This is a genomic window from Desulfobacterales bacterium (assembly GCA_030066985.1).
Lineage (GTDB): Bacteria > Desulfobacterota > Desulfobacteria > Desulfobacterales > JAHEIW01 > JAHEIW01.
The window spans coordinates 22,475-46,196 of record JASJAN010000003.1 but is presented as its reverse complement, the minus strand read 5'-3'; the positions used below and the strand labels follow the sequence as shown (position 1 = coordinate 46,196).

Sequence of the window (23,722 nt, the reverse complement as noted above, 5' to 3'; positions counted from 1 at the left end):
ATTACAAATGCGGTGTGTCACCAAAAATGAAAACTCTCGGTAAAAAAATAAATATTATGGAGCTTTCCAGAGAACGCTTAAACAGTTGGCTGGCGAGTCGCCACATTGAATCCTACCGGGCCGATCAGATTCTGAAGTGGGTTTACACACGCCAAACAGACTCATTTGACCGCATGACGGACCTATCGCAGGATCTCCGTGCCCGCTTGATGGATAATTTTACCATCGACCGCTTGACTATTGAGCACATCGCAACATCCAATGACGGCACCCGCAAATATGTGTTTAAGCTTAAAGACAGCAAACGCGTTGAAAGTGTCCTGATACCGGAACGCGACCATTATACCTTGTGCATTTCGAGTCAGGTGGGCTGTGCTCAAAATTGTGAATTTTGCTTTACCGCCCAAATGGGTTTTCAGCGCAATTTAAGCAAGGCCGAAATTGTTTCTCAGGTTCGCGACATTAAACATGACCTCAAAGATCCCAAATTGCTGACCAACCTGGTTTTTATGGGTATGGGCGAACCATTGGCCAATTACCGCAATCTGGTCGCCGCCATCGACATCATCACCGACGGGCGCTTTGGTTTTGGTTTTGCCGGGCGTCGGGTGACCGTCTCGACGGCCGGTCTGGCATCCCGGCTGGCCGATCTGGGCCGCGATACCCGAGCGAATCTGGCGGTCTCGCTCAATGCAGCCGACAATCAAACCCGCAGCCGTTTGATGCCGATCAATCGAAAATTTCCTATTGAAAAATTACTCGAAGCCTGCCGGCACTTTCCGCTGCCCGGCGGCCGGCGCGTCACTTTTGAATATGTCCTTTTAAAAGATGTCAACGACGCCGCCGATGATGCCCATCGTCTGGCCAAACTACTGCGGCCCATTAAATCCAAAATCAACTTGATACCGTTCAATTCCCACCCGGGATGTGGTTATCAACGGCCAACCGAAGATGCCATCCTGCGATTTCAAAAAATTCTAATCGATAAAAACTACACGGTCATGATCCGGCGCAGTAAAGGACAGGATATTTCAGCCGCCTGTGGGCAGTTAGCTGTAAGGGGGGCAGGTTTATAGGTAAGAGAGGTATTACGCATTGAGTGTCTTTTAATTTTATAGGTAACATTTAGCGGGTTCAAGGTTCTGCGTTCATAGGTTCAGAGTTTGATTTACAAAGGACAAAGATCTGAGATCGTAAAACAATAGCAAGTTGAAAGTTAGAAGCAGCTATTAACCAGCGTTCACAACCTTTGAACCCTGAACCCTGAACCTTTGAACCTAAATGAGCAGCTTTTTGAAGTCCGAGGTGGGGATACCGATGACTTCGATAACCCGTTTGCCCGCCGGGCTTTTGACAACCACTTCGATGGGGGTCAGGTTGGATGCTTTGCTGTAACCGACGCATATTGAGCTGGCCAGATAAACCTCTTGATCTGATCCGCCGTTCGGAACCAATGCGATGGGGCTGGGGTAATCCTTGACATCAATAATCGTATCCATTTTGGAATCGTGATATTTTAATATGTTTTCATTGTCTTTTTCGGTGCGCCCGACAATCAGTTTCGCGTCTCGGTTGAGACGAAAATGGCGGCCGTATTTTAAAAGGTGCAATTCTTCTTCGGTGCATGTGTCCTGATGGTCAAATAAGTCCTTCAACCGGCGGGAATAGCCGACATCGGTCAGCAGGCAGCCGCCGGCCGGAGCTGGGTAATCTGTGAGGCCGAATTTAGAGGCCAGCTCAATTTGCCGTTTGCGACCCCGTCCGGCAATATCCAGCAGCTGCTCCCGGTCAACCCAGCCTTCCTTTTCAGGAATCGTTTCCGGAAGTTTCTTGGCGCTCAGGGGACGCAGGATGTATCCCTTGAAACCGGAGTGCTTGGCCACATACATCAGAGACGATTTCGTCTGGGACATGGGTCGCTGCCCCAGGACTTCTCCACTAAACAGAAAATCGAAATTGTTGGCCGCCATCATCTCCCCGGCCAGTTTGAACATGAGCGCGTGGCAATCCATACACGGGTTCATCTGTTTGCCGTATCCGGCCGGCGGATTCCTGAGCATCTTCATGTAAACCGGGTAAATGGGTTTGACCGTCAGAGGAATGCCGGTTTTTTCGGAGGCCTTGCGGGCTTTGGCCGCCGTAAAAAAAGGTGTTTCAAAGGAGATCCATTCAACATCAATGCCCTGCTCGCGCAGCAACAGACCGGCCAGCGTGCTGTCCAGGCCGCCTGAACAAAGGCCTAAGGCGCGTATGTTTTGTCTTCTTGTATTCATAGCCTATCGAGCTGCTTTTCAAATTTGTTTAGTGATAATCCTTTAATACGCTGTTGTTTGCACTTTGTCCGTGGTCGGTTGTACCGGTCTGAGATTTTTCTGTCTTGACTGCGTTTGCAAAAGCGGCGTATATCCTTCGTTTTAATACAGTAAGATCATAGCTTTACAATAGTCTCTATAAACAATTTTTGCAACTGACGACGGACAACTGACCACTGACCAATTGATATGCAGGTAAAAACACGCGCTGATAAAATCCGCAGGATTCTACGTGAAATTTTTCCGGAAGTTAAAACCCAATTATTTCACCAAAATCCTTTTCAACTTCTGGTGGCAACCATCCTTTCGGCCCAATGCACCGACAAGCAGGTCAACCAGGTGACACCGGTACTCTTTAAGCGCCTGAAAACCCCTGCTGATTTTGCCGCGGCCCATCTTAAGACCATTGAAAACCTGATTCGCTCCACCGGTTTTTTCCATAACAAGGCCAAAAACATAAAAAATTGCGCCCGAGCCATTTTAGACCGGCATGATGGGCAGGTGCCTCAAACTCTGGAAGAGCTGGTGAAGCTTCCGGGGGTAGGGCGCAAGACCGCCAACGTGGTTCTGGGGGCTGCATTCGGCATTCCCGGTGTTGTGGTTGACACCCATGTCGCGCGTATTTCAAACCGGCTGGGTTTAAGCGCAAACAAAAATCCAGTTAAAATTGAATTTGATCTGATGAAAATCATTCCGCGGCGCGATTGGAATGATTTCTGTTTGCGACTGATTTTTTTTGGCCGCGCCACCTGTATGGCCCGCAAACCCAAATGCCCACATTGTCCGCTAAACAAAATTTGCCCCTGGCCTGATAAAACCCGCTAGTGTTGCGCAACGAATTCCTCGCTGTTGTTACTTCCTTATATTATATAAGGTAACAAAATCTATTTGTATAAATAAGTACAATAAAAATTTGGATTTGTATTTAACCCACGCCTGATTGCCCGATCTGAGATCGAGCGCCTGAATCAAGCTTTCTATTTAAAGCTGAAATCTCCCGTTAAGCAGCTGAAAAATAAGATTTATTGTTATTATTTGTAATTATAAGTATTATAAACTATAAGTTCAGTAATAATATTGACATATTATTACAATAAAAGCTATAAAACCACTTTGAAAATCTGGATTTGGCCCTGAAAAGGCGTTGTGGGTCCACAGGCGGATCATTATGAAAAAGCTTTTGACCACTAAAGAAGTCGCTGAATTTTTAAATGTGAATGAAAAGATGGTTTACACCCTGGTGGCTGAAAAAGGTTTGCCGGCTTCCAAAGTAACGGGTAAATGGCTGTTTCCCAGGCATCTGGTGGAACAATGGGTTGAAACCCAGACCATCAACTATCCGGAAACAGGCAACCTTCATTCCATAGACCCGGGTATCCTTATTCTGGCCGGCAGCAACGATCCCTTATTGGATCGTGCGATTTCGCTTTTCAACAGCCAGACTCAGGCACCTTTAGCAGTATTTGGAAACCTGGGCAGCATGGGCGGCCTGCGAGCCCTACGCCAGAATCTATGCCATATTGCTTCAAGCCACCTGCTGCAGGATGATGAGGAAGACTATAATTTTGAATATGCTTTCCAGGAGCTGGACTCCATGCCGGCGGTAGTCAATTTTTCACGGCGCGAGCAAGGTCTCCTGGTGGCAAAGGGCAATCCCAAAAAGATTTGCGGCGTCGCCGATCTAACCCAACCCGATATGCGAATCGTCAACCGATCGCCGGGGACCGGAACGCGTCTATTGCTGGATCGCGAATTTAAAAAAGCCGGCATTAAAGGAGAAAAAATCGATGGTTACGGTAATGAGGTTCACCGTCATCTGGACGTGGGGCTTGAAATCCTGGCCGGGCGTGCCGACACCGGCCCCGGCATCGGGACTGTCGCCGGGTTATTGAATATCGATTTTATCCCCATTCGCTGGGAACGATTTGATCTGATGGTTCTAAAGGATCGATTTTTTGATGAAGCCATTCAGCGGTTTTTAGGTCTTTTGCACGAAGAGCCGTTTCGGACCATGGCGGATGCCTTACAGGGCTATGATATCAGCTTAAGCGGTAAGATGATATATCCGGGTGCGGATGATACAGAACAGAAGACAGATGACCCGTCTTCACTCTGACGAGCTTCCGTCTTCGTTAACCGCCGTCGCTAAAGCTATGGCGGCCAAAAAAACTTCGCCGGACAAGACGCCGGGCAAGCAGAAGATAGATGACAAGAGACAAATGACAGTGGAGCGAATATGGAAATTGGATGCAAAGGGAGGATGTAATGAAAAAACTGGGGATTAAACTTTTTATAGCGGTTTTAACGATTTATTTTTTTGGCGGCATTGCTTCGGCAGGGGATAAAATCATAAAGATGTCGACCACAACCAGCACCCAGGCTTCCGGTCTTCTGGACATCTTGCTGCCTGAGCTGGAAAAGGATACCGGCATTCAGGTGAAGGTCATTGCAAAAGGAACCGGAGCGGCGATCCGCGATGGCATGGACGGTAATGTGGATGTCATCTTTGTGCATGCCAAAGCCCGTGAGGATAAATTTGTGCACGATGGGTATGGTACAAAGCGTTATGCCGTCATGCATAATGACTTTGTTATTCTTGGCCCTCAAAAAGATCCGGCTGCCATAAAAGGGTTGACCCATGCGGCTGCGGCCCTCAAGAAAATTGCGGCGGTCCAGGCAGGGTTTGTCTCGCGGGGTGATGACAGCGGCACGCATTCAAAGGAGCAGGCCCTCTGGAAATCCACCGCTTTACCTCTGGAAAAAATGACGCAAACCATCGTCAAAAAGGGCAAGAAAAAAGAAGTTAGATTTGTCCGTCCCCAGGGCCAATGGTATCTGTCCATCGGGCAGGGTATGGGCAAAGCCCTGACCTTTGCAGATGAAAAGCAGGCATACATCCTGGCCGACAGGGGCACCTATATTAAGTACAAATTCGGACGCGATGTGCCCATTGACCTGGTGGTGCTGTGCGAGGGGGATCCGGCTTTGGCAAATCCCTATGGGGTGATTCCGATCAGTCCCCAAAAACATCCGCACGTCAAATACGATCTGTCCAAATCCTTTGCCGAATGGCTGGTATCAAGCAAAGGGCAGACAGTGATCAATAATTACCGTCTGTTGGGCAAACAACTATTTTATCCGGATGCGGTTAAATAGGTTGTGCCCGTTGAGCCCGTTGGCCCGTTTAGCCGGTTACGCAATCTTCAAATCAGTCACTTTCATTCATAAACCGGCCTAACTGGCTCAACCGGCCAACCTTTAGCTAAAGGCTATTTTGAAATTATAAGCAATAACATTTTTGATTATTTAACACCCTGGATTGAGCACCAATTGTGGAATTGCTGATTGACAGTTTTATTTCCGCCATTGCCCTGGTTGTTTCACTTGATCAGGAGATGGTTGATATCGTTGCCGTTTCTTTAAAGGTCAGCGGTTATTCAACGCTTTTTGCCAGTTTGGTGGGGATTCCGCTCGGTTTTTTGGTTGCCTTTGAATCTTTTCCGGGCAAGCGCTTTATGATTACCTGCCTCAATACGCTGCTGGCGGTTCCAACGGTGGTCATCGGGCTTTTTGTATATGCCTTTATTTCCCGCCGCGGGGTACTGGGTGTTTTCGACCTGCTGTACACCCAGAAAGCCATTATTATTGGTCAGACTTTGCTGATCATCCCGGTGATCACAGCGCTGACCATTGCAGCCATCAGCCGAATTGATCAGCGCTACCGCAAGACAGCGATGACCCTTGGCGCCAATCGCCTGCAAACGGCCTTTGTCATATTCCGTGAAGCGCGTTACGGTATAGTGGCCGCGGTCATTGCAGCATACGGCCGCGTCATCTCGGAAGTCGGTATCAGCATGATGCTGGGCGGCAACATTCGCGGATTTACCCGCACCATGACTACCGCCATGGCCCTGGAATATGACAAAGGCGCCTTTACCCTGGCGGTGGCCCTGGGCATTGTGCTGCTGGGTCTGAGTTTCGCAATGAATCTGTTATTTCATTTATTTCAGGGAAGGATTCGTTCCTGATGCTATTTAATATTGCGCGGCTGACCAAAACATATCAGGATCGTACGATTCTTGATATTCAGAAACTGGATATCGCAAAAGGGGCGATTTATGGGCTGCAGGGCCCCAACGGTGCCGGCAAAACCACCCTGTTAAATATTCTAGCCTTTCTTGAGCCCCTCACCAACGGTGTGTTGACGTATAAATCTAAACCGGTACAGTTTGTTGAGCCTTACTTGCAGCGTTTGCGTAAGGAAGTGGTTCTGGTTGATCAATTGCCCCTTCTTTTTACGACGAGCGTATTTAATAACATGGAATTCGGTCTGAAAATCAGAGGCATTGACAAAGAAGAGCGCAAGCGCCGAATTATCAAGGGGCTCAATATGGTGGGGATGGCGGATTTTATGGATTCCCCCGCCCATCAGCTTTCCGGCGGGGAGACCCAGCGGGTGGCGCTGGCTGCCCGCTTGGTGCTCAAACCGGAAATATTGCTGTTGGACGAGCCCACCGCCAATGTCGATGTTGCCAGCGCACAGCAGATCAAAGAAGCGGCTTTGATGGCGCGCCGGGAGTGGAACACCACTTTGCTCATCGCCAGCCACGACCGCGACTGGCTGTACGATGTTTGTGACCAGGTAATGCACTTGTTTAAAGGTCGTTTGTTCGGCACCGGCAGGGAAAATATCATTTTCGGTCCCTGGCGTCCTTTGAGCGGACATCTTTGGGAAAAACAATTACCCGACGGGCAGTGTATTCGCTTGTCCGACCCGCCCGGACCGGATGCAGTGGCTATTCTTGGACTCTCAGGCATCGCTAATGGAATGGATAAGCAGCGAGATGAACACGATGCCCCTATCCTAAAGGGCATCGTCACCCGTCTGACACTTGATAAAAACAGCGCCGATACGCTGGCCACCATTCTTATCGGTTCCCTGCCGCTTACCCTAAAATTGTCCCACCACAAGGTTCAACAGGAAAACCTCTATCCGGGCCAGCACGTCACCCTCAAGTATGATCCAAATACTGTTAAATGGCTCTAAACCAATATTAAATTCGTAAATTTTTACCGGACGTAAAGGTTTCAGGTGTCAGGTTTCGGGTGTCAGTAACTAATGGGACAGGAAACAGACGCCAGATAATACCTTATTTACTCGCTTTCACCATCTGCACTGCCCTGTCTTTCCGATGTGCCCTGACACCTGACACCTGAAACCCGAAACCTAATAGTTTGGGATTGCAACATTGTGCGTGAATCCCCATACATTGGAATTTATGAACCAATTAAAAAATAGATGAAATGTATCGGATGGCGACGAAGAGCAGGGTGAGCATGAGAATAATCTTGATGATCTTGGCGGGCATATATTTTTGAAGACGTGCGCCGCAATAAATGCCTAAAAAACCGCCGGCGCCAAATAAAGCGCCCAGCGCCCAGTCCGGTGCAATTGCCAGACCGGTATACGCAAATAACGGGGCAATGCCGGCATAAAAGACAACCCCGGCAATCGAAGTGGCAAACGTGGCAAACAAGGTGGCACCGGCGATGGTGTACACCGGTAAACCGAAAAACGCTACCAGAAATGGTGCAATAATAGCCCCCCCACCAATACCGTAAGTGCCCCCGACAATTCCAACGATAAACGCGAGCACCAGCAAAGCTATGGTATTAAAAGAAAAGGTCTCACCGTAAAAGCTATAGCTGAAACGGGTTAGGGAGACGTTGATGGTTTTAACACCGGTTGTCTGGATGGGTTTATTTTCAGCCTTCGCTGCCTTGCTGTCTTGTTCGGCATAGAAACGTTCTTCGGCAGCTTTTGCTTTTTCAATTGAAATATCATTTTTTTTAATCGTTGATTGAACGAGTCGCAGGCCGATATATAAAAGTACGCAACCGGCAAAAAATTTGAAACTTTTTGGATCCGGCAAATACAAAATTCGAATAATAGCGCCGATAAATATACCCGGCAGGGTTCCGATGATAATAACCCAGGTCAGCGGCCAGGACATGCGCTGTTCTCGCATGTAGCGATAAACGCCGCTGGGGATGGAAACGACATTATAGAACAGATTCGTGGGAGAAACTGCTGGGCTTGTAAAACCCAATATACTGACCTGAAAGGGCAATAAAAGGAATGCGCCGGATACCCCGGCGGTTGAAGTAAACAGTGAGACAATAAATGCCACGCCAAAGGGGATTAATGGCGAAACCGTTACGCCTGACACCTCAAAATGCATCAGCCTGAATCTCCGGTGATTCGATGTTTATCACTTGATCTGCGCTTATATTCTGATGCGGTTATTATGATATTTTTTTGAATGAATAGCAAACATGAAAATTTATCCTGACTGGTTTTACTTTGCATTATGGTTGAATTAAGATAGTATTTGGTATACAAGAATCAATTTTGATAAGAAGCTAATGATGTCCACCTCATTGAGACCATCAGCGGGCGGATCATGACTGAGTCTCTGTTAAATGAAATCTAAAACCAGATTAAATCTGCTAACTAAAAAGGATACATCCGTGAAAGTGGGTCGAAATGATCCCTGCCCCTGCGGCAGCGGGCTAAAATATAAAAGATGCTGTCTGGGAAAAGAAACCCAGGATAGTAAAGATCCCGGAGCGCTGTATGCCCAACGCTACAAGATCCGTCTAAAAAAGCAATCCGATATATTGGGTATTCGCAGTGCCGGGCAGCTGGTTTTGGACACTTTTGATCAGATCACTCATCTTATTCGACCGGGAATAAAGACAGATGATATTAACACCATGGTGCATGAGTTTACCGTTAAAAACGGGGCCCGCCCGGCGCCTCTAAATTACAGAGGATTTCCGAAAAGTGTCTGTGTTTCGGTTAACGAAGTTGTGTGCCACGGTATCCCCGGCACGCGGGTGCTGGAAGACGGCGATATCGTCAATATCGACATTACTTCGGTGTTGGACGGCTATTATGCGGATGCCAATCAAACCTTTTTTGTCGGCACGCCCGGGCCCGATGCAGTTAAAATTGTCGGCGTTGCTAAAGAGTGTCTCAAACGCGGTATGGCTATGGTTCAACCCGGCAACACCATCGGCGATATTGGTTGGGCCATTCAAACTTACGCTGAGAGCCAGAATTGTTCGGTGGTAAGAGACTTTGTCGGCCATGGCGTCGGGTTTGAATTTCACGAGGCGCCTCAGGTCCCGCATTTTGGCCGGCGAGGGCAGGGCATTCGTCTTATTCCGGGGATGGTTTTTACGATCGAACCCATGATCAATATGGGTAGCCACGAATTGAAAATTCTGGATGACAATTGGACGGCGGTGACTAAAGATAAGTCTTTATCCGCTCAGTTTGAGCAAACCATCCTGGTAACGCAAAATGGTTACGAAAGTTTAACTCCGTATAATTTGTCCTAAGGATTCTCCGTGATAGACCTGCCTGTTCTGTTTTGAGCGAAAATTAATATGGCCTCACGCAAAGCCGCAAAGGCCCAAAATTTCATTAAAGCCTAAAGAATTTTAAATTTTACCTACGCTCAAGAGGTCTGTTCGACTTCCCAAACGCATCACACTTCAGACACTAAACCTTCCGGTCGCCGACCTGTCTTTTTAGCCACAATCTGCAAAATTCCCAGCATAGCCAATACAATCACAATGATACAGGTGCTCATGGCATTGGCGCTGGCAGTCCAACCATCATTGTCTAACATGATGATTTCGATGGCTGCCAGGTGGACGGTGGCCGAAACCAGAAAGATCACGGCGCTGATAGTGGTCATTGAGCGCATGAAGAAATAGACAAAGTTTTGAAAGAAGGCTACCCGTGACAGGGGAAAGATAATGCGGAAAAACGTGCGGAAGGTATCGCCGCCGAGGCTGATGGCTGCCTCTTCAATGGACGGATCGATGTTTCGCAGATTGGATATACTGGACAAGATACCCAGGGTGAAATTGCAGATCACGATATTGATCACAATGATCCAGGGGGTTCCATAAAAAAAGTAATACGGTTTGTTAAAGGCCAGAATGTATCCCAGTCCCATCACCAGACCGGGGATTGCCGCCGGCATGACCGACAATAAATAAATCGTCTGTTTCATAAACGGCTTGCGGGTTTCCATAACATAACCGGCAACTAGTGTGATAAATGCACCGACAATTCCTACGATCAGCGAAACCCAGACACTGGTCCAGATAGCGGAATATCCGCCGATGGAGGGAAAATTATAATGGGCCAGGGTCAGCGTCCAGTCATAGGGCCAAATTTTAACAAAAGAGCCGATGATAACGGTGGCAAATACAAGAAAAATGGCAAAAGTCACCAGGCTGCAATAAATCGTGTAGGAGATCTTTTTTAGCGGCCGCGATGGTGGAATCACGGGTCTGGCCGCCCCGCTGATCATCGAAAATGTTTTGCGGGAAATGTAATAATTAAGCATGAACGCCATCAGCGACGGCACCAGTAAAATGATGCTGATGGTTGCTCCCAGGTCAAAGCGGTAGAGATTGGTGACCTGGGCATAGATTTCGGTGGCCAGCACATTATAATCGGCACCGATGACCACCGGGTTACCGAAATCGGTAATGGTTAAATTGAACGTCAAGGCTGCGGCACTGAAAATGCCGTATTTTGCAGACGGCAATGTGATACGGGTGAATACTTTAAAAGGTGACGCGCCCAGGCTTTCAGCGGCTTCATCCAACCGGATGTCCACTGCCGATAGGGTGGTATATAAAATGACAAAAGCGTGCGGCAGGCAATACAGAACTTCGGATACAATAATGCCGGTCGCCCCGTAAATATTCCAGTCTGTTTTTAGAAGATGAGCTGTTATCAGACCATTGCGGCCGAACAGATAAATCAACGCCAACGCCTGAATAATTGATGGTGCTATCAGCGGCAACATGATGATATTGCGAAAAAAGGTCTTGCCGCGAATGGTGGTGCGGGTCATCGCATAGGCGTAAAAAAACACGATAATCGTAACGATAATAGTTGTGACGACCGATACATACAGGCTATGCCACAGCGCTCTGACGGTGTAAGCGGTGGTGAAATATTTTTGAAAATTGGCGAAAGTGAAATTGGCCAGGGCAAACTCGCCACCTTTGAAGAAACTCATCTTGAGAATGGCCGACAGGGGAAAAAGCATAAAAAAGCAAAGGATTAGGCCAATGAAAATCGTCACTGTGGGAACAATAAAGCGATCGATCTCCATCCTTGCGGCCGAAACTTGGTATTGTGCGGATATGTCAGCAGCAGCGGTTGTATCCATTATGCAAATCTTAAATTATTTGCGAATCTGAAGATTCCTTAAAATTGCTCTAACCTGATAAACTAAAGGCTTTGAATTTATTGAAGTTGGCTTAAAAATAGTAGATCACGTCCAAGGGCGCGGCGCAAAACCGATTCGAAAACGGAGCATACACGGTAGTATTTGAGTATTTCGAATCGGTTTTTAACAAAGCCCTTGGGCGTTAGATGCATTTTTAAGCCAACTTCTAAATGAGTTTTCTGAACAACTCCTCATACTGATGAAACGCCTCCGGCGGAAAATAAAGTTTAAATTTATCCTTGCGTTTTAAGCCCAGACGCTCAAATTCTTTTTCGGAAATATCCACCAGCATTTCTTCTTCTTCCAGGATAAACGTCACTCTGACAATGGCGCCTAAAAAATTTATAACCTCGGCTTCAACTTCAACAATATTGGAAGGTAGATAGTTTTCGGCGAGCGAGCTTTCATCCACCAGCTCAATGTTTTCGGGCCGAATGGCCAGATATACCGTCCCTTTTTCGGAATCAGCGAGGTTTGCGATCGCTAGTTCCAGCCGGCCAAACTGGACTTTGCCGTTTATTTTCTTGCCGGTGATAAAGTTGGAGGTGCCCACAAATTCAGCAATAAAGCTGGTTTTTGGCTTTTTGTAAATTTCCCACGGCGAGCCGATCTGTCTGATCTCACCATCCCGCATGATTGCAACTCGATCCGCCATCGCCAGGGCTTCTTCCTGGTCATGGGTGACATAGATCATGGTAATACCGAGCTCTTCCTGCAGCTTTTTGATAACCGTGCGAAGACGGATACGGATCTTGGCATCCAAAGCGCTCAAGGGTTCATCGAGTAAAAGGACTTTCGGCTTGATTGCCAGCGCCCGGCCCAATGCCACCCGTTGCTGCTGGCCACCGCTGAGCTGGGAGGGGTAATGGCTTTCCCAGTCAGCCAGTCCCACCAGCTGGAGGATTTCACTGACACGTTCATCGATCAGTCGGTTGGGCATTTTACGCATTTTTAAGCCAAAGGCGACATTCTGATGCACCGTCATGTTGGGAAACAGAGCATAAGACTGGAAAACGATCCCAAAATCCCGTTTCTGCGGAATAACATCATTGATAATTTTGCCGTCATAAATGACGTCCCCGCTGGTCTGCTGCTCGAATCCGGTGATGATTCTTAACAGTGTGGTTTTGCCGCATCCGCTGGGTCCCAAAAAGCAAACAAACTCACCGGGTTCGATCACCAGATCAACATCCTTGACCGCCACCAGCTCGCCGAAATTTTTGTTGATATTTTTTAAAACAAGCTCTTTAGAGGTGGTTTCCATAAGTAGATCCGATTAAAGACAAAACTTCATAAATCCTCCCGGAGGAGGATTTATGAAGTTTCTAAATGCATCATGAAAGACAGGTCTATCTCAGGAAATGGCTTTGCCAGACTTCCAGGATTTTGGTGCGATTTTCAGACTGCCACGGAAAATCCATCGGGGCCAGTTTAATCGTTTCAAGGGCGGGCAGGTCTTTTGGCCCGGAAACACCGGGATAGGTGACGCCCAGTTTGAATTTGGCATATTCTTCCATGGCCTGTTTGCTGATGGCCCAGTCCAAAAATTTCTTGGCGGCGGCCTCATTTTTAGCGCCCTTGAGCAGCGCGTTGGCCTCAAGTTCAAATCCGGCGCCTTCCTGCGGCATTACCAGTGCAACCGGAAAGCCTTTCTTTTTCAAAGAAGAGTACACAAAAGCAAAAGAAGCGCCGACTGCATATTCGCCGGCGGCGGTCAGCTTGGCCGGTTTGGAGCCGCTCTTGATGTACTGGCCCATGTTTTTATCCAGTTTCTTTAAAAAATCCCATGCTTTGTTCTGTTCGACGGGTTTGTTCTTGTAATCCGGGTCCATCATCACCAGCAGGCTGGCGACCTGTAAAAATCCCGTGCCGGAGCTGGCCGGGTTGGGCATGATCAGAGCGTCTTTGTAAACCGGATTCAAAAGATCATTCCAGCCCTTGGGCATCGGCATGTTTTTTTGTTCCAGAACTTTGGTGTTCGGGACCAATGCGGCGGCATACAGGTCAATGGCAGTCCAGTAACCTTTGGGGTCCTTGAAATTGGCCGGAATCTTATCCCAGCCTTTGGGTTTGTATGGGACCAGCATACCCTTGGGGACAAATTCCGACATATTGGTCACCGCCCAGCCCCAGATGCAGTCAGCCTGGGGATTGTCTCTTTCGGCCAGCATGCGCGCGCCCAGTTCACCGGTAGACAGTCGGATGGCCTGAATATCCAGATCCGCCAGCTCTTTTTTGGCGACTTTCAGATATTCGACGATCTCTTCATTTTCCAGGGAAGTATACACCACCACCCGTTCCTTGGCGGCGGCTACGCCCGCGATTAGAAAAACAGTAATGAGGCCACAGATAAAAAGAATTCCAATCTTTCTCATAATATACCCTCCTTTTTATTGGTGTTCTGCTGAACTAAATTTATTTTTTAAATCGAGCTATACGTTGAAAATAGATAGCTTTGATATGTAGGGTATGTCAAGAAGAAACACGGCGTTTGCCCGCATTTCGTTGGATTTAACGTGCGGATGCACGAGCGTTTTGTTTAGAAAAAAGGGCGGCAAGTATTTTTTTATGATTGATTTTTTTTCAATACTAGCTTTTTCAAATGTTCAAAAACATCAGGTCCTTCAAACGCAGCCTTTTGTTTACCGGCAGCGATCTGCTGCATGCGCTCTATCTTGGGTTTGTCGAAATTGCTGAATTTCTCATCAATAAGCTTGAGTTGGCCATGAATCTGGTTGTAAATCAATATGGGGCCGAATAACATCTCACCGGCGGCTTTGGGTGTCAGGGTTCCGAAAATGATATGACGGCTGAGCTGAAATGCTTTGGGCGCGGGTATGTAGTCTAACAGCTCGGCAAACAACTCCAGGCTCTCAGTGACGCCATCCGGGAAATCTCTTTCCAGCGAAGCCTGACCATCTTTGGCTATTTCATCTATGTCGGATGCATTAAAGGAAAGATCGAGCTGGTCGATGCATTCCTGCTGGACGGCTTCGACCGATTCTTCTTTGCGGCTGAGCTTGACATCCGAGTCTTTGAGAATTTTGATGATGTTGCGGATTTTGACCATTTCTTTGATCAGCGGGCTTTTGCGGATGGTCACATCTTCAATGGTCGTGCGGTAAATGGGCAGCTCGTTGTCGAGAACCAATATTTTTTTTTGCTCCCCATCTATGGGCTCAACATACAGATCCAGATCCCGCTCTTTCTGGTATTCATAGGGGCTCATTTCCAACAGTTGACGCATGGCGTCTTTGTCCACCTTGCGGCCGCTTTCGGCCGGTCCAATGGAAGCCATCACCTTGGCGGCCAGGCGGTCGATTTTTATTTTGGTCAGCAGATTTTCTTTGAAGGACATGGGGTTCCCCTATCAAATATAAATAATTAATAAAACGGCAGGTCTTAATCCAAATATTTGTGGCAAATGTTTGGCCTATCGTTACGGGCTTCGGGATACTTGTTGCGCGTTTTGCGCTGTAGAAAGCATCCTTAAGTTTCAACTCGTAACCCGGAACGCGTAACCTTTTAATTCCACTATTCAAGATAGTGGAATTTTCTCCTGCTTTACCACATCGCCTTTGGCAAGTAAACTTCACAGTTAGAACCGGGTCTGATGGTTGTCGGGTTGCCAACAATGCGTTATTTGTATATATAAAAACTGAATTTTGCACGAGTCGGAGGCTTTCATATGCAAGGCATTTAAGGTCGAGGTTATCCGCCTCAAGCGGATGCCTCGGCCTTAATAACTTAGCAGATGGAAGCCTCCGGCTTGCCGCGTTGTTTTCTGGGTGAAAATTAATGAGATAAAATGATTTTCATCCTTTATACCTTGTTGGTATTTGTTAATAAATTCTATAATTTGTTTATCTGTTTGTAATTTAATGCAATCTCAACTTCTCATTAATTTTCATGCAAGATTCAGGTAAAAACTTTTTTGTATGTTACTCGGTAATTGAAAGAGGACAAAACGATGACAGAGACGGTTAAACTGATTTACGGTCAAAATGAATATGAACTTCCGATTGTCGAGGGCTCCGAGGGGGAAAGGGGCATTGATATTTCGCAGTTGCGGGCCAACACTGGCCTGATCACCCTTGATCCCGGTTATGCCAATACCGGCAGCTGCTCTAGTTCCATCACCTTTATGGACGGGGAAAAGGGCATATTGCGATATCGCGGTATTCCGGTGGAGGAGCTGGCCGCCAAGGCCACCTTTAAAGAAACCGCTTATCTTTTGATCAATGGCCGCTTGCCGAATCGCGAGGAGCTGACCCAATTTTCGATCCTGCTCAACGACAACTCGCTGGTGCATGAAGACATGCGCACCTTCTATGAAAGCTTTCCGCGTTCTTCTCATCCCATGGGAATTCTGTCGTCGATGGTCAATGCCCTGAGAAGTTTTTATCCGGAGTTACAGAACCTGGAAGAAGAGATTAACATGACCATGACCCGCTTGCTCTCCAAGATTCGAACGCTGGCGGCCATGTCCTATAAAATTTCAAGAGGTCATAAAGTGGTCTATCCTCGACCGGATTTGGCTTACTGCGCCAATTTTTTAAATATGATGTTTGATTCACCGGTCAAACCCTATGAGCTTGATCGCGATGCCGTCGATGCTTTGCGCGTATTTTGGATTTTGCATGCCGACCATGAACAAAACTGCTCGACATCGGCGGTGCGGCTGGTGGGAAGCGCCCGGGTGACGCTGTATGCCGCTATCTCAGCCGGCATTGCCGCTTTGTGGGGCCCGTTGCATGGCGGGGCCAACCAGGCCGTTATTGAAATGCTCAGTGATATTGCCGAGAACAAAAATATGGACACGGCGATTGAAAGGGCCAAAGACAAAAAGGACCCCTTTCGCCTGATGGGATTCGGGCACCGGGTATACAAGACATACGACCCACGGGCCAAGATTATGAAAAAGATGTGTGACGCGCTTTTGGCCAAACTGAAAATTTCCGATCCGCTGCTGGATATTGCCAAAGAACTTGAAGAGGTGGCGCTAAAAGATGATTATTTCATCGAGCACAATCTGTACCCGAATGTCGATTTTTACAGCGGTATTGTGTTGCGGGCCATCGGTATCCCGACCAACATGTTTACGGTTATGTTTGCCATTGGTCGATTACCGGGCTGGATTGCGCAGTGGAAGGAAAGCCTGGATGATCCCAACTGGAAATTGGGTCGCCCCCGCCAGATATACACCGGTCCGACGCAGACTAAGTTTATCCCCATCGATAAACGCTAAAAGCTATCTCAAAAATGCATATAAGGCTCAAGGGCTGCGTTAAAAATCGATTCAAAATGCTCGCATACTTACGTGTATACTCCGCTTTTGAATCGATTTTTGCCTTGCCTTTGAACCTTATCTACAATTTTTGATATAGCTTTAACCTTAGCAATTAATGCGCTAGATTAATTCCCACCATCAAAATTTGGGTGCATTGATTGGCCAACTCTAACTGACGATTGGCGCAGTCCACTTTGTCCAGCGCACATCAATGAACACTTGGGAAATAGATCCAGGCGCTATTTTGTAGTCGTCGGAACCACCATGACGGGGCAGGGCGAGTGCGCAATCACACTTTGGGCGACACTGCCCATTAGGACCCGTTTGAGCCCGGTGCGGCCATGGGTTCCCATGAGGATCAGATCAACATTTTTATCCTTTGCTTCCTGGACAATAAATTCGTGCGGCGCGCCCCCCATGTGAACGATGGTCTCGCATGGTATTTTGGCTTTGTCGACCTTTGCTTTGGCCTCATCAAGATGCTGCCGGACCTCTTCTGACATATGTTCCACAAGGGTCGGGGCAACTTCCATTTGTTCCGGATACAGATCGACAACACTGACGACAAATATTTGACTGTTACAAATCCCTCCCAGGCTGATGGCCTGTTCCACCGCGGCCATACTAAAGTCGGACCCGTCAACAGCCACCAGGATTCTTTCACCCCGGGTTAAGGGACATACACATACCAGTTCTGTCATAATAATATCCTCCCGAATAAGCTCAGCGCTCATAGCACGGTTGCCAGATGTTAGATTTCATCCTTATGCTTAGTGCGCTGCCAATATCCCAATCATGGACAGGGCAACCATAGCGGCTACCCATAATGAAAGCCATACATAAAGATAAATCTTGTCAGAGACATATGCAAACGCCGCGGCAACCAGAGCCCACAAGGCGACGCTGCAGCCCAAAGCCAGACCAAACTGCGTGAAGCCATCGCCGTAGGTGAAATACTTCAGATAAAAATGACCACCGGGGAATCCGCCGCCCACTTCCTGCCATACGGTCTGGGCATCTTTGCCCTGAAAAATGGCGTTAAAAAGCTTATAGGGATTTAAAACATTGTTTTCCGGCGCTGCCACGGATATGACCGGACCGACCGTGCAGATCAGACAGGCGACGATGGTCACCCAGTATACGATGGCACCATATACAGTTTGTGCACGCGGCATTGTCGGGGTTTCTGGAGCACTCATATCATCTCCTCCTTTAGGATTCTGATCGTGTGAATTTAATAATGGAACGGGTAACGGCGGCAAATATCACCAGAAATACCAACCCGTTGAGCCATATCGGCACCGCGCCGATGACACCCAGCATGCCGAGACCCTTGGTCAGCAGCCCGAAGCAGGCAAAAAACATAAAACCGATGAGCAGGAACCTGACAAAACCAGCCTTGACCCGGATCAGAATTAGGGAGCCGAGCAAGCCGCCCAGCACCTGCCCGACCAGCCATGGCGCAGCAAAGACCGGAATGATGGCGCCCATTAGCAGATAAGGCCAAACGGCAATACAATCGCCCATACCAAGCAGAACCCCGCTGTTGGCAGCCGCCACCTTGAGGGGAACGGCCATGATCACATTTTGGGCCGGTACGATGGCCCAGCCGGCTCCCAGGCCGAAAAATCCGGAAAGCAGGCCCACGCCGATAATGGCCCCCAGCACCCAACCGGCCCGGGTCAGCGGATAATCAATGACCTTGTTTAGGGATACCTCGAAGTAGGGTTGGGAGAGCTTGAGTCGTTTTGTGAAGCCATCCACTTTTTTAACCTCGGGCCACTCGATTTTCTTACCGCCGACCAGAAAATAAACCGCCAGCGAACATAGAATGAGACCCAGGGCCAGGCGCACGAGGCCTTCGCCGGTCTCTCCCAGGTGCTGGGCTACGTAAATGGCGCCCTGGGCGCCACCGAAAGCCCCGACACCATATGCAGCCGCACAGAATATACAGATTTTTAAGTTGGCCAGGCCGCCTTTCATAAAAGGACCGGTGGAGATCAGACCGCTGAACATGGCCACAATCAGACCAGTGGCCCGGACAATGAGACTGTCCACAGGTGTAAAAGCCAGCATAAAAGGCGTAAATAAAACACCGCCGCCAATGCCGCCGATCACGGCCACCATCGCAATAGCAAAACTGAGTAAAAAGAATCCGAAAATCCATCCCCAAATGGCTGCGCCGGACATTTGGCCGGGTTGCGTCTCCGCACCAAAAGTGAACAGGCTCAACGCAACATACGATATGATGAGCACCAGCACCATCACATTGACTTCAAGCCAGGGGGATTTAAAGAATTTGCTCATCCGTTTCCTCCTCCTTATTGTGATTTGCAGAAAGAGCCATCTACCACACAATGAATTTATTTGTCAATCAAAATATGGATCTGTAAGTATATGAAAATCCAACTAATACAGATATTTATACCGTAATGTGGCACACGGCTGCCCCAACAGCAGGCTTGTTGGTTCGGTAAGCGCGAATCAATATGGGTAGGTGCGAAAAAGAAAAACCGAGCGTGTGGAGCTTCACCGCAGCATCTTTCGATGTGCGGAGAGCTCGCATGCACACTCGGTTTGCATGACCATTTGGTAGGTCTTTTTAGGCTAAACTAGAAAGTCCAACGAGATGACATCCAGTCCATCATGTCAGATCTACTGCATTCGTATAAAGACTATCTTTTGGATAAAATTGGGTTACAGCAGTTGGCGGTTAGGCCAAGATGCGATCACTGTATGGCGATTATTGGCTTTTTTTCTGCCCGTCCTTGTAACCTTCTTCGTACGCTTTTTCTTCAGACTTTTTGTGACGGTCGTACAAATAACCTGCGCCCGCCCCGGCAGCGGCCCCGACTGCTAATCCTACGGGGGTGTTGCCCGCTGCGGCACCAATGAGGCCACCGCCGGCAGCACCAATGGCAGCGCCTGTGCCGGTCCGCCTGCCGGTATCCGATGAACACCCTCCAATGACCAGTCCCAGGCTGATGACGATAATGGCTATAATCAATAACTTTTTCATGGTTTTCTCCTTCTTTAAAATGAACTCAAACTTAAAAGGTGCGGTGTATCGATTCATTTAGAAATAAGCGTTAAGCAGAGATATTATTGGCTTTTTTTCTGGCCGTCTTTATACCCGTCTTCGTATGCTTTTTCCTTGGATTTTTTGTGGCGGTCATACAAATAACCGGCACCCGCTCCGGCGGCTGCTCCTGCGGCTATGCCTACCGGGGTGTTGCCCGCCGCGGCACCAATGACCCCGCCACCGGCAGCACCGATTGCAGCACCCGTGCCCGTCCGCCTGCCGGTATCCGATGAACACCCAGCAATGACCATTCCCAGGGCGATGACCATAACCATCACGATGACTATTTTTTTCATACTTTGCTCCTTTTACAAAAACCTTTGATTGGGGCTTGTTGGCGAGTTGCCATTCGCTTGCTGGATAATGAGCATTGACTGCTTGATGAATTATACTTTCAGGTTCTCTGAGTCAAATGCTATCATCCAAATTCTAGTAGCGATTAACAATATGCTCCTGATGGTGTTTTTCCTACTCAATCAATTGCATGGCCAAGTCGTTGTGAGGAATCTAAAGAATGTATCTACCGGTTGCTCTTGGCTGTATTGCGGTTTCGATTTGGCCCAACCGACGAACTTATTAATGGCCTGGTTGCGCGTTGGCGGCGGATCGGTGAAACAGACCATTCGAATACCTTTTGGTCCGGTATGGGCAGCTTCGTAGTAATCGTACGCTCCCTGAAAATAACCATGGCAAAAGTTCAGCGCATGGTTGAAAAAGGGATCGTCCGGGGCCGCCGAACACAAATTCAGAAGTTGTTGGGTTGTCTCGGCTTTAAAGTCTGCCTGTGTAACCGAGCCGGCGAATGCGAAACCCGGTACTAATGAAACCAATACCACTGCATAGAATAAAGATTTGAATTTCATCTTGAAGTCCTCCTCTCATAGCTTGTAATTAGGGATTGAATCTGGTTGGAAGAACATGAGTTTAACTTAAAATCGATAACTTATTGTAATCATGAACTGCAATGCGTCAATTGAAAAAAGCAACTTCCATATAGGTTTTTCTTTTACAAAAAATACACTTCATTTGATACGTGCATGATTGCATTTTACTTTTCTTCTTTTCCCTGGTTTTTCTCTACTTTCTTTCCAATTCCACAGGAACCGGTTCTGCTTTCCAGATGTCTGCGCAGTACTCTTTAATTGAGCGGTCAGATGAGAATTTGCCCATGCGGGCCACGTTCAGAATTGACATCCGCGTCCAGTGCGCTGATTTCCGGTAAGCCTCATCCACCTGTTGCTGGCAGGCAAGATAATCGGCAAAATCTGCCAGCACCAGATATTCATCATGGTACAACAAGGCATCGATGATGGGTTTGAACAGATAGGGGTCTCCATCGGAAAACTGTCCTGAGGAAATCGCATCGATAGCTGCCTTCAACCTGTTATCTGATTGGTAGACGTCATAAGGATTGTAGCCTGTCGCTTTGCGTCTTTTGACTTGCTCGGCTGTAAGACCAAACAGAAAAAAATTCTCCGCACCTACTTCTTCGCGCATTTCAACATTGGCGCCGTCCAGGGTGCCAATGGTCAAAGCCCCGTTAAGGGCGAATTTCATATTGCCGGTGCCGGAGGCCTCCTTGCCGGCCATGGAAATTTGTTCGGACAGATCGGCAGCCGGATAGATCAACTGGCCGATCTTTACGCTCAGGTCCGGTATGAACACCACTTTGAGCCGGTTGCTGATGTCCGGATCGCTATTGACGACCGCACCCACGGCGTGAATCAGTTTGATGATCCGTTTGGCCAGATCATACCCCGGGGCGGCCTTGCCGCTGAAGATAAACGTTCGCGGAACGACATCCAGATCCGGCTCGGCCTTGATGCGCTGGTACAGTGAAATTATATGCAGCACCATCAGGTGCTGGCGCTTGTATTCGTGGATCCGCTTGACCATGATGTCAAAAATCGATTGCGGGTCGACCTTGATACCGGTCTGGGTTTCAACCAGATCGGCCAGCCGATACTTGCTTTCCAACTTGATGCGTTGCCACTGGGCTTGAAAGTCCGGATCATTTGCATGGGGCTCCAACTGGCGCAGGGCCGTCAGGTCGGTTGCCCATCCGTCGCCCACGGTTCGCTTGATCAACCCGGCCAGTCCCGGATTGCTCAATACCATGAAACGGCGTGGGGTAACCCCGTTGGTCTTGTTACTGAACTTATCCGGCATCATTTCAAAGAAATCGTGCAGCACATCCTTTTTGACCAGCTCGGTGTGCAGGGCGGCCACGCCATTGATGGCATGGCTGCCGACACAGGCCAGGTTGGCCATTCGCACGGCTTTTTCGCCGGATTCATCAATCAACGACATGCGCGCCAGACGCGCATCATCTCCGGAAAAGCGTTCGCGCACCTGATGCAAAAAACGGTGGTTGATCTCATAAATGATTTCCAGATGACGCGGTAGCACGCGCTGAAACAGCGGCAGCGGCCAGGTTTCAAGTGCTTCGGGCAGCAGGGTGTGATTGGTGTAGCCGCAGGTCTCAACTGTAATCTGCCAGGCGGTGTCCCAATCCATGGTATGCTCGTCCACCAGCAACCGCATCAGCTCGGCCACCGCGATGGCCGGGTGGGTATCGTTGAGTTGAACTGCCCATAGCCTGTGTAGGTCCTTAAGACGTCCTCCCGCCTCCAGATGAAGGTCGATAATATTTTGCAAAGAGCAGGAGACAAAAAAGTATTGCTGCTCCAGACGCAAGCGCTTGCCGGCGATGGGCTCATCGTTGGGATAAAGCACCTTGGTCAGGTTCTCCGAAGCCACCTTTTTATCCACGGCACCGTAGTAATCACCTACATTAAAGGCCTGAAAATCAAAAGATTCAGCCGCCTCGGCTTTCCACAGGCGCAGCGTGTTGCAGGTGTTGACGCGGTAGCCTGAAATGGGGGTGTCAAAAGGGGTGCCTTTAACCACCCTGTCCGGTATCCAGCGCACCTGTTCCCGTCCTTGAGCATCCCGCTCACGCATGGTATGGCCGCCCAATTTGACCTCGAAGTGGACCTCCGGCCGGCGAATTTCCCAGGGATTGCCCAGGTGCAGCCAGTTATCAGTCATTTCCACCTGCCAGCCATTGCGGATTTCCTGGTGAAAAATGCCGTGCTCGTAGCGAATGCCAAAGCCGATGGCCGGCACCTGCAGGGTTGCCAGCGAATCCAGGTAGCAGGCCGCCAGCCGGCCCAAACCACCATTACCCAGACCGGGTTCTTCCTCCTGTTGCAGCAATTCATCCAAATTCTGACCGGCGGCTTCCACCGCCTGGCGCACGGGATCCTCGATCCCCAGATTGATCAAATTGTTGCCCAGATGGGGCCCCATAAGAAATTCCGCCGATAGATAGCAGACGATTTTAACGTCTTTTTGCAGCCAGGTCTCAACGGTTTTGACCCAGCGATGCAGCAGTCGATCCCGTACGGTGAAGGCCAGTGCCATGTAATAATCGTTGGTAGTGGCTATTTCCGGAAATTTTCCCTGAATATAAAACAGATTGTCGAGCACGGCCCGGCGCAGTGTTTCTACGCTGGTTCCGGTACGGTCGTCTTCAACCAAGATGTGATCGCGCGATATGGGTTTATCTGAAGCGGCCATCAGTATGTCCTTTCTTCTGGAGGGTGAGAAATAACCAACAACAGATTAATGAGTGAAGAGATTTTAACTTAGGGACGATTTAGGATGCGCGCAACATTCTGTGGAGATTTTTTTATGTGAGCAAGGATCG

Annotated in this window: 21 protein-coding genes; 8 read left to right on the top strand and 13 right to left on the bottom strand. The window is 48.5% G+C overall.

The features are described from left to right. Positions 1–26 precede the first annotated feature (26 nt). The gene (rlmN, locus tag QNJ26_02220; protein ID MDJ0984332.1) at positions 27–1,076 is read left to right on the top strand and encodes a 23S rRNA (adenine(2503)-C(2))-methyltransferase RlmN; all 1,050 of its coding nucleotides are present in this window, start codon (positions 27–29) and stop codon (positions 1,074–1,076) included. 201 nt (positions 1,077–1,277) lie between these two features. Here the strand turns inward: rlmN and QNJ26_02215 are convergent, their stop codons facing one another. Then, entirely contained in the window at positions 1,278–2,273 is a 996-nt protein-coding gene (locus QNJ26_02215; GenBank protein ID MDJ0984331.1) for a tRNA 4-thiouridine(8) synthase ThiI, read from the bottom strand. A gap of 228 nt (positions 2,274–2,501) precedes the next feature. Here QNJ26_02215 and nth point away from each other — a divergent pair, with 228 nt between their 5' ends. The 5 genes from nth to QNJ26_02190 all read left to right on the top strand — a co-directional run bounded on the left by nth (position 2,502) and on the right by QNJ26_02190 (position 7,359). Continuing rightward, positions 2,502–3,137 carry an endonuclease III gene (gene nth / locus QNJ26_02210; protein ID MDJ0984330.1) on the top strand — a complete coding sequence of 212 codons (636 nt, stop codon included), beginning with the start codon at positions 2,502–2,504 and terminating at the stop codon, positions 3,135–3,137. A gap of 343 nt (positions 3,138–3,480) precedes the next feature. Then, complete coding sequence (locus QNJ26_02205) at positions 3,481–4,428, top strand: helix-turn-helix transcriptional regulator (GenBank protein MDJ0984329.1); 948 nt, start codon at positions 3,481–3,483, stop codon at positions 4,426–4,428. A 149-nt stretch (positions 4,429–4,577) separates the two neighbouring features. Next, a complete protein-coding gene (locus tag QNJ26_02200) occupies positions 4,578–5,468 on the top strand; it encodes a substrate-binding domain-containing protein (GenBank protein MDJ0984328.1) in 891 nt (296 codons plus the stop codon). A 176-nt stretch (positions 5,469–5,644) separates the two neighbouring features. Further along, complete coding sequence (locus QNJ26_02195; GenBank protein ID MDJ0984327.1) at positions 5,645–6,340, top strand: ABC transporter permease; 696 nt, start codon at positions 5,645–5,647, stop codon at positions 6,338–6,340. Then, a complete protein-coding gene (locus QNJ26_02190; protein ID MDJ0984326.1) occupies positions 6,340–7,359 on the top strand; it encodes an ABC transporter ATP-binding protein in 1,020 nt (339 codons plus the stop codon). The genes QNJ26_02195 and QNJ26_02190 overlap by 1 nt, the downstream gene beginning before the upstream one ends. Positions 7,360–7,600: 241 nt before the next feature. Here the strand turns inward: QNJ26_02190 and QNJ26_02185 are convergent, their stop codons facing one another. Next, entirely contained in the window at positions 7,601–8,554 is a 954-nt protein-coding gene (locus QNJ26_02185) for a sulfite exporter TauE/SafE family protein (GenBank protein ID MDJ0984325.1), read from the bottom strand. 241 nt (positions 8,555–8,795) lie between these two features. Here QNJ26_02185 and map point away from each other — a divergent pair, with 241 nt between their 5' ends. Continuing rightward, on the top strand, positions 8,796–9,719 hold the full coding sequence (gene map, locus QNJ26_02180) for a type I methionyl aminopeptidase (protein ID MDJ0984324.1): 924 nt from the start codon (positions 8,796–8,798) through the stop codon (positions 9,717–9,719). A 149-nt stretch (positions 9,720–9,868) separates the two neighbouring features. On the opposite strand, the gene QNJ26_02175 is transcribed toward map, so the two are convergent. The 4 genes from QNJ26_02175 to QNJ26_02160 all read right to left on the bottom strand — a co-directional run bounded on the left by QNJ26_02175 (position 9,869) and on the right by QNJ26_02160 (position 14,996). After that, positions 9,869–11,578: an ABC transporter permease subunit gene (locus tag QNJ26_02175; GenBank protein ID MDJ0984323.1), complete on the bottom strand. Its 1,710-nt coding sequence runs from the start codon at positions 11,576–11,578 to the stop codon at positions 9,869–9,871. 226 nt (positions 11,579–11,804) lie between these two features. After that, positions 11,805–12,902 carry an ATP-binding cassette domain-containing protein gene (locus QNJ26_02170; protein ID MDJ0984322.1) on the bottom strand — a complete coding sequence of 366 codons (1,098 nt, stop codon included), beginning with the start codon at positions 12,900–12,902 and terminating at the stop codon, positions 11,805–11,807. A gap of 85 nt (positions 12,903–12,987) precedes the next feature. Further along, on the bottom strand, positions 12,988–14,013 hold the full coding sequence (locus QNJ26_02165; GenBank protein MDJ0984321.1) for an ABC transporter substrate-binding protein: 1,026 nt from the start codon (positions 14,011–14,013) through the stop codon (positions 12,988–12,990). A gap of 191 nt (positions 14,014–14,204) precedes the next feature. Continuing rightward, positions 14,205–14,996, bottom strand: coding sequence for a hypothetical protein (locus tag QNJ26_02160; protein ID MDJ0984320.1), 792 nt, complete (start codon positions 14,994–14,996; stop codon positions 14,205–14,207). Between the two features lie 612 nt (positions 14,997–15,608). On the opposite strand from QNJ26_02160, the gene QNJ26_02155 reads away from it, so the two are divergent. After that, a complete protein-coding gene (locus QNJ26_02155) occupies positions 15,609–16,886 on the top strand; it encodes a citrate synthase (GenBank protein MDJ0984319.1) in 1,278 nt (425 codons plus the stop codon). 281 nt (positions 16,887–17,167) lie between these two features. Here QNJ26_02155 and QNJ26_02150 read toward each other — a convergent pair whose 3' ends face one another. The 7 genes from QNJ26_02150 to QNJ26_02120 form a co-directional block, all read right to left on the bottom strand. Then, positions 17,168–17,629 (bottom strand): universal stress protein, encoded by a 462-nt coding sequence (locus QNJ26_02150; GenBank protein ID MDJ0984318.1) that lies wholly within the window; start codon positions 17,627–17,629, stop codon positions 17,168–17,170. Positions 17,630–17,698: 69 nt separating this feature from the next. Next, the gene (locus QNJ26_02145; GenBank protein ID MDJ0984317.1) at positions 17,699–18,127 is read right to left on the bottom strand and encodes a hypothetical protein; all 429 of its coding nucleotides are present in this window, start codon (positions 18,125–18,127) and stop codon (positions 17,699–17,701) included. A gap of 13 nt (positions 18,128–18,140) precedes the next feature. After that, entirely contained in the window at positions 18,141–19,235 is a 1,095-nt protein-coding gene (locus tag QNJ26_02140; GenBank protein ID MDJ0984316.1) for a sulfite exporter TauE/SafE family protein, read from the bottom strand. A gap of 436 nt (positions 19,236–19,671) precedes the next feature. Beyond that, on the bottom strand, positions 19,672–19,947 hold the full coding sequence (locus QNJ26_02135) for a glycine zipper domain-containing protein (GenBank protein MDJ0984315.1): 276 nt from the start codon (positions 19,945–19,947) through the stop codon (positions 19,672–19,674). Between the two features lie 83 nt (positions 19,948–20,030). Continuing rightward, positions 20,031–20,306: a glycine zipper domain-containing protein gene (locus QNJ26_02130; GenBank protein MDJ0984314.1), complete on the bottom strand. Its 276-nt coding sequence runs from the start codon at positions 20,304–20,306 to the stop codon at positions 20,031–20,033. 180 nt (positions 20,307–20,486) lie between these two features. Further along, entirely contained in the window at positions 20,487–20,873 is a 387-nt protein-coding gene (locus QNJ26_02125) for a Rap1a/Tai family immunity protein (GenBank protein MDJ0984313.1), read from the bottom strand. A gap of 214 nt (positions 20,874–21,087) precedes the next feature. Continuing rightward, entirely contained in the window at positions 21,088–23,592 is a 2,505-nt protein-coding gene (locus tag QNJ26_02120) for a glycogen/starch/alpha-glucan phosphorylase (protein MDJ0984312.1), read from the bottom strand. Between the last annotated feature and the right edge of the window lie 130 nt (positions 23,593–23,722).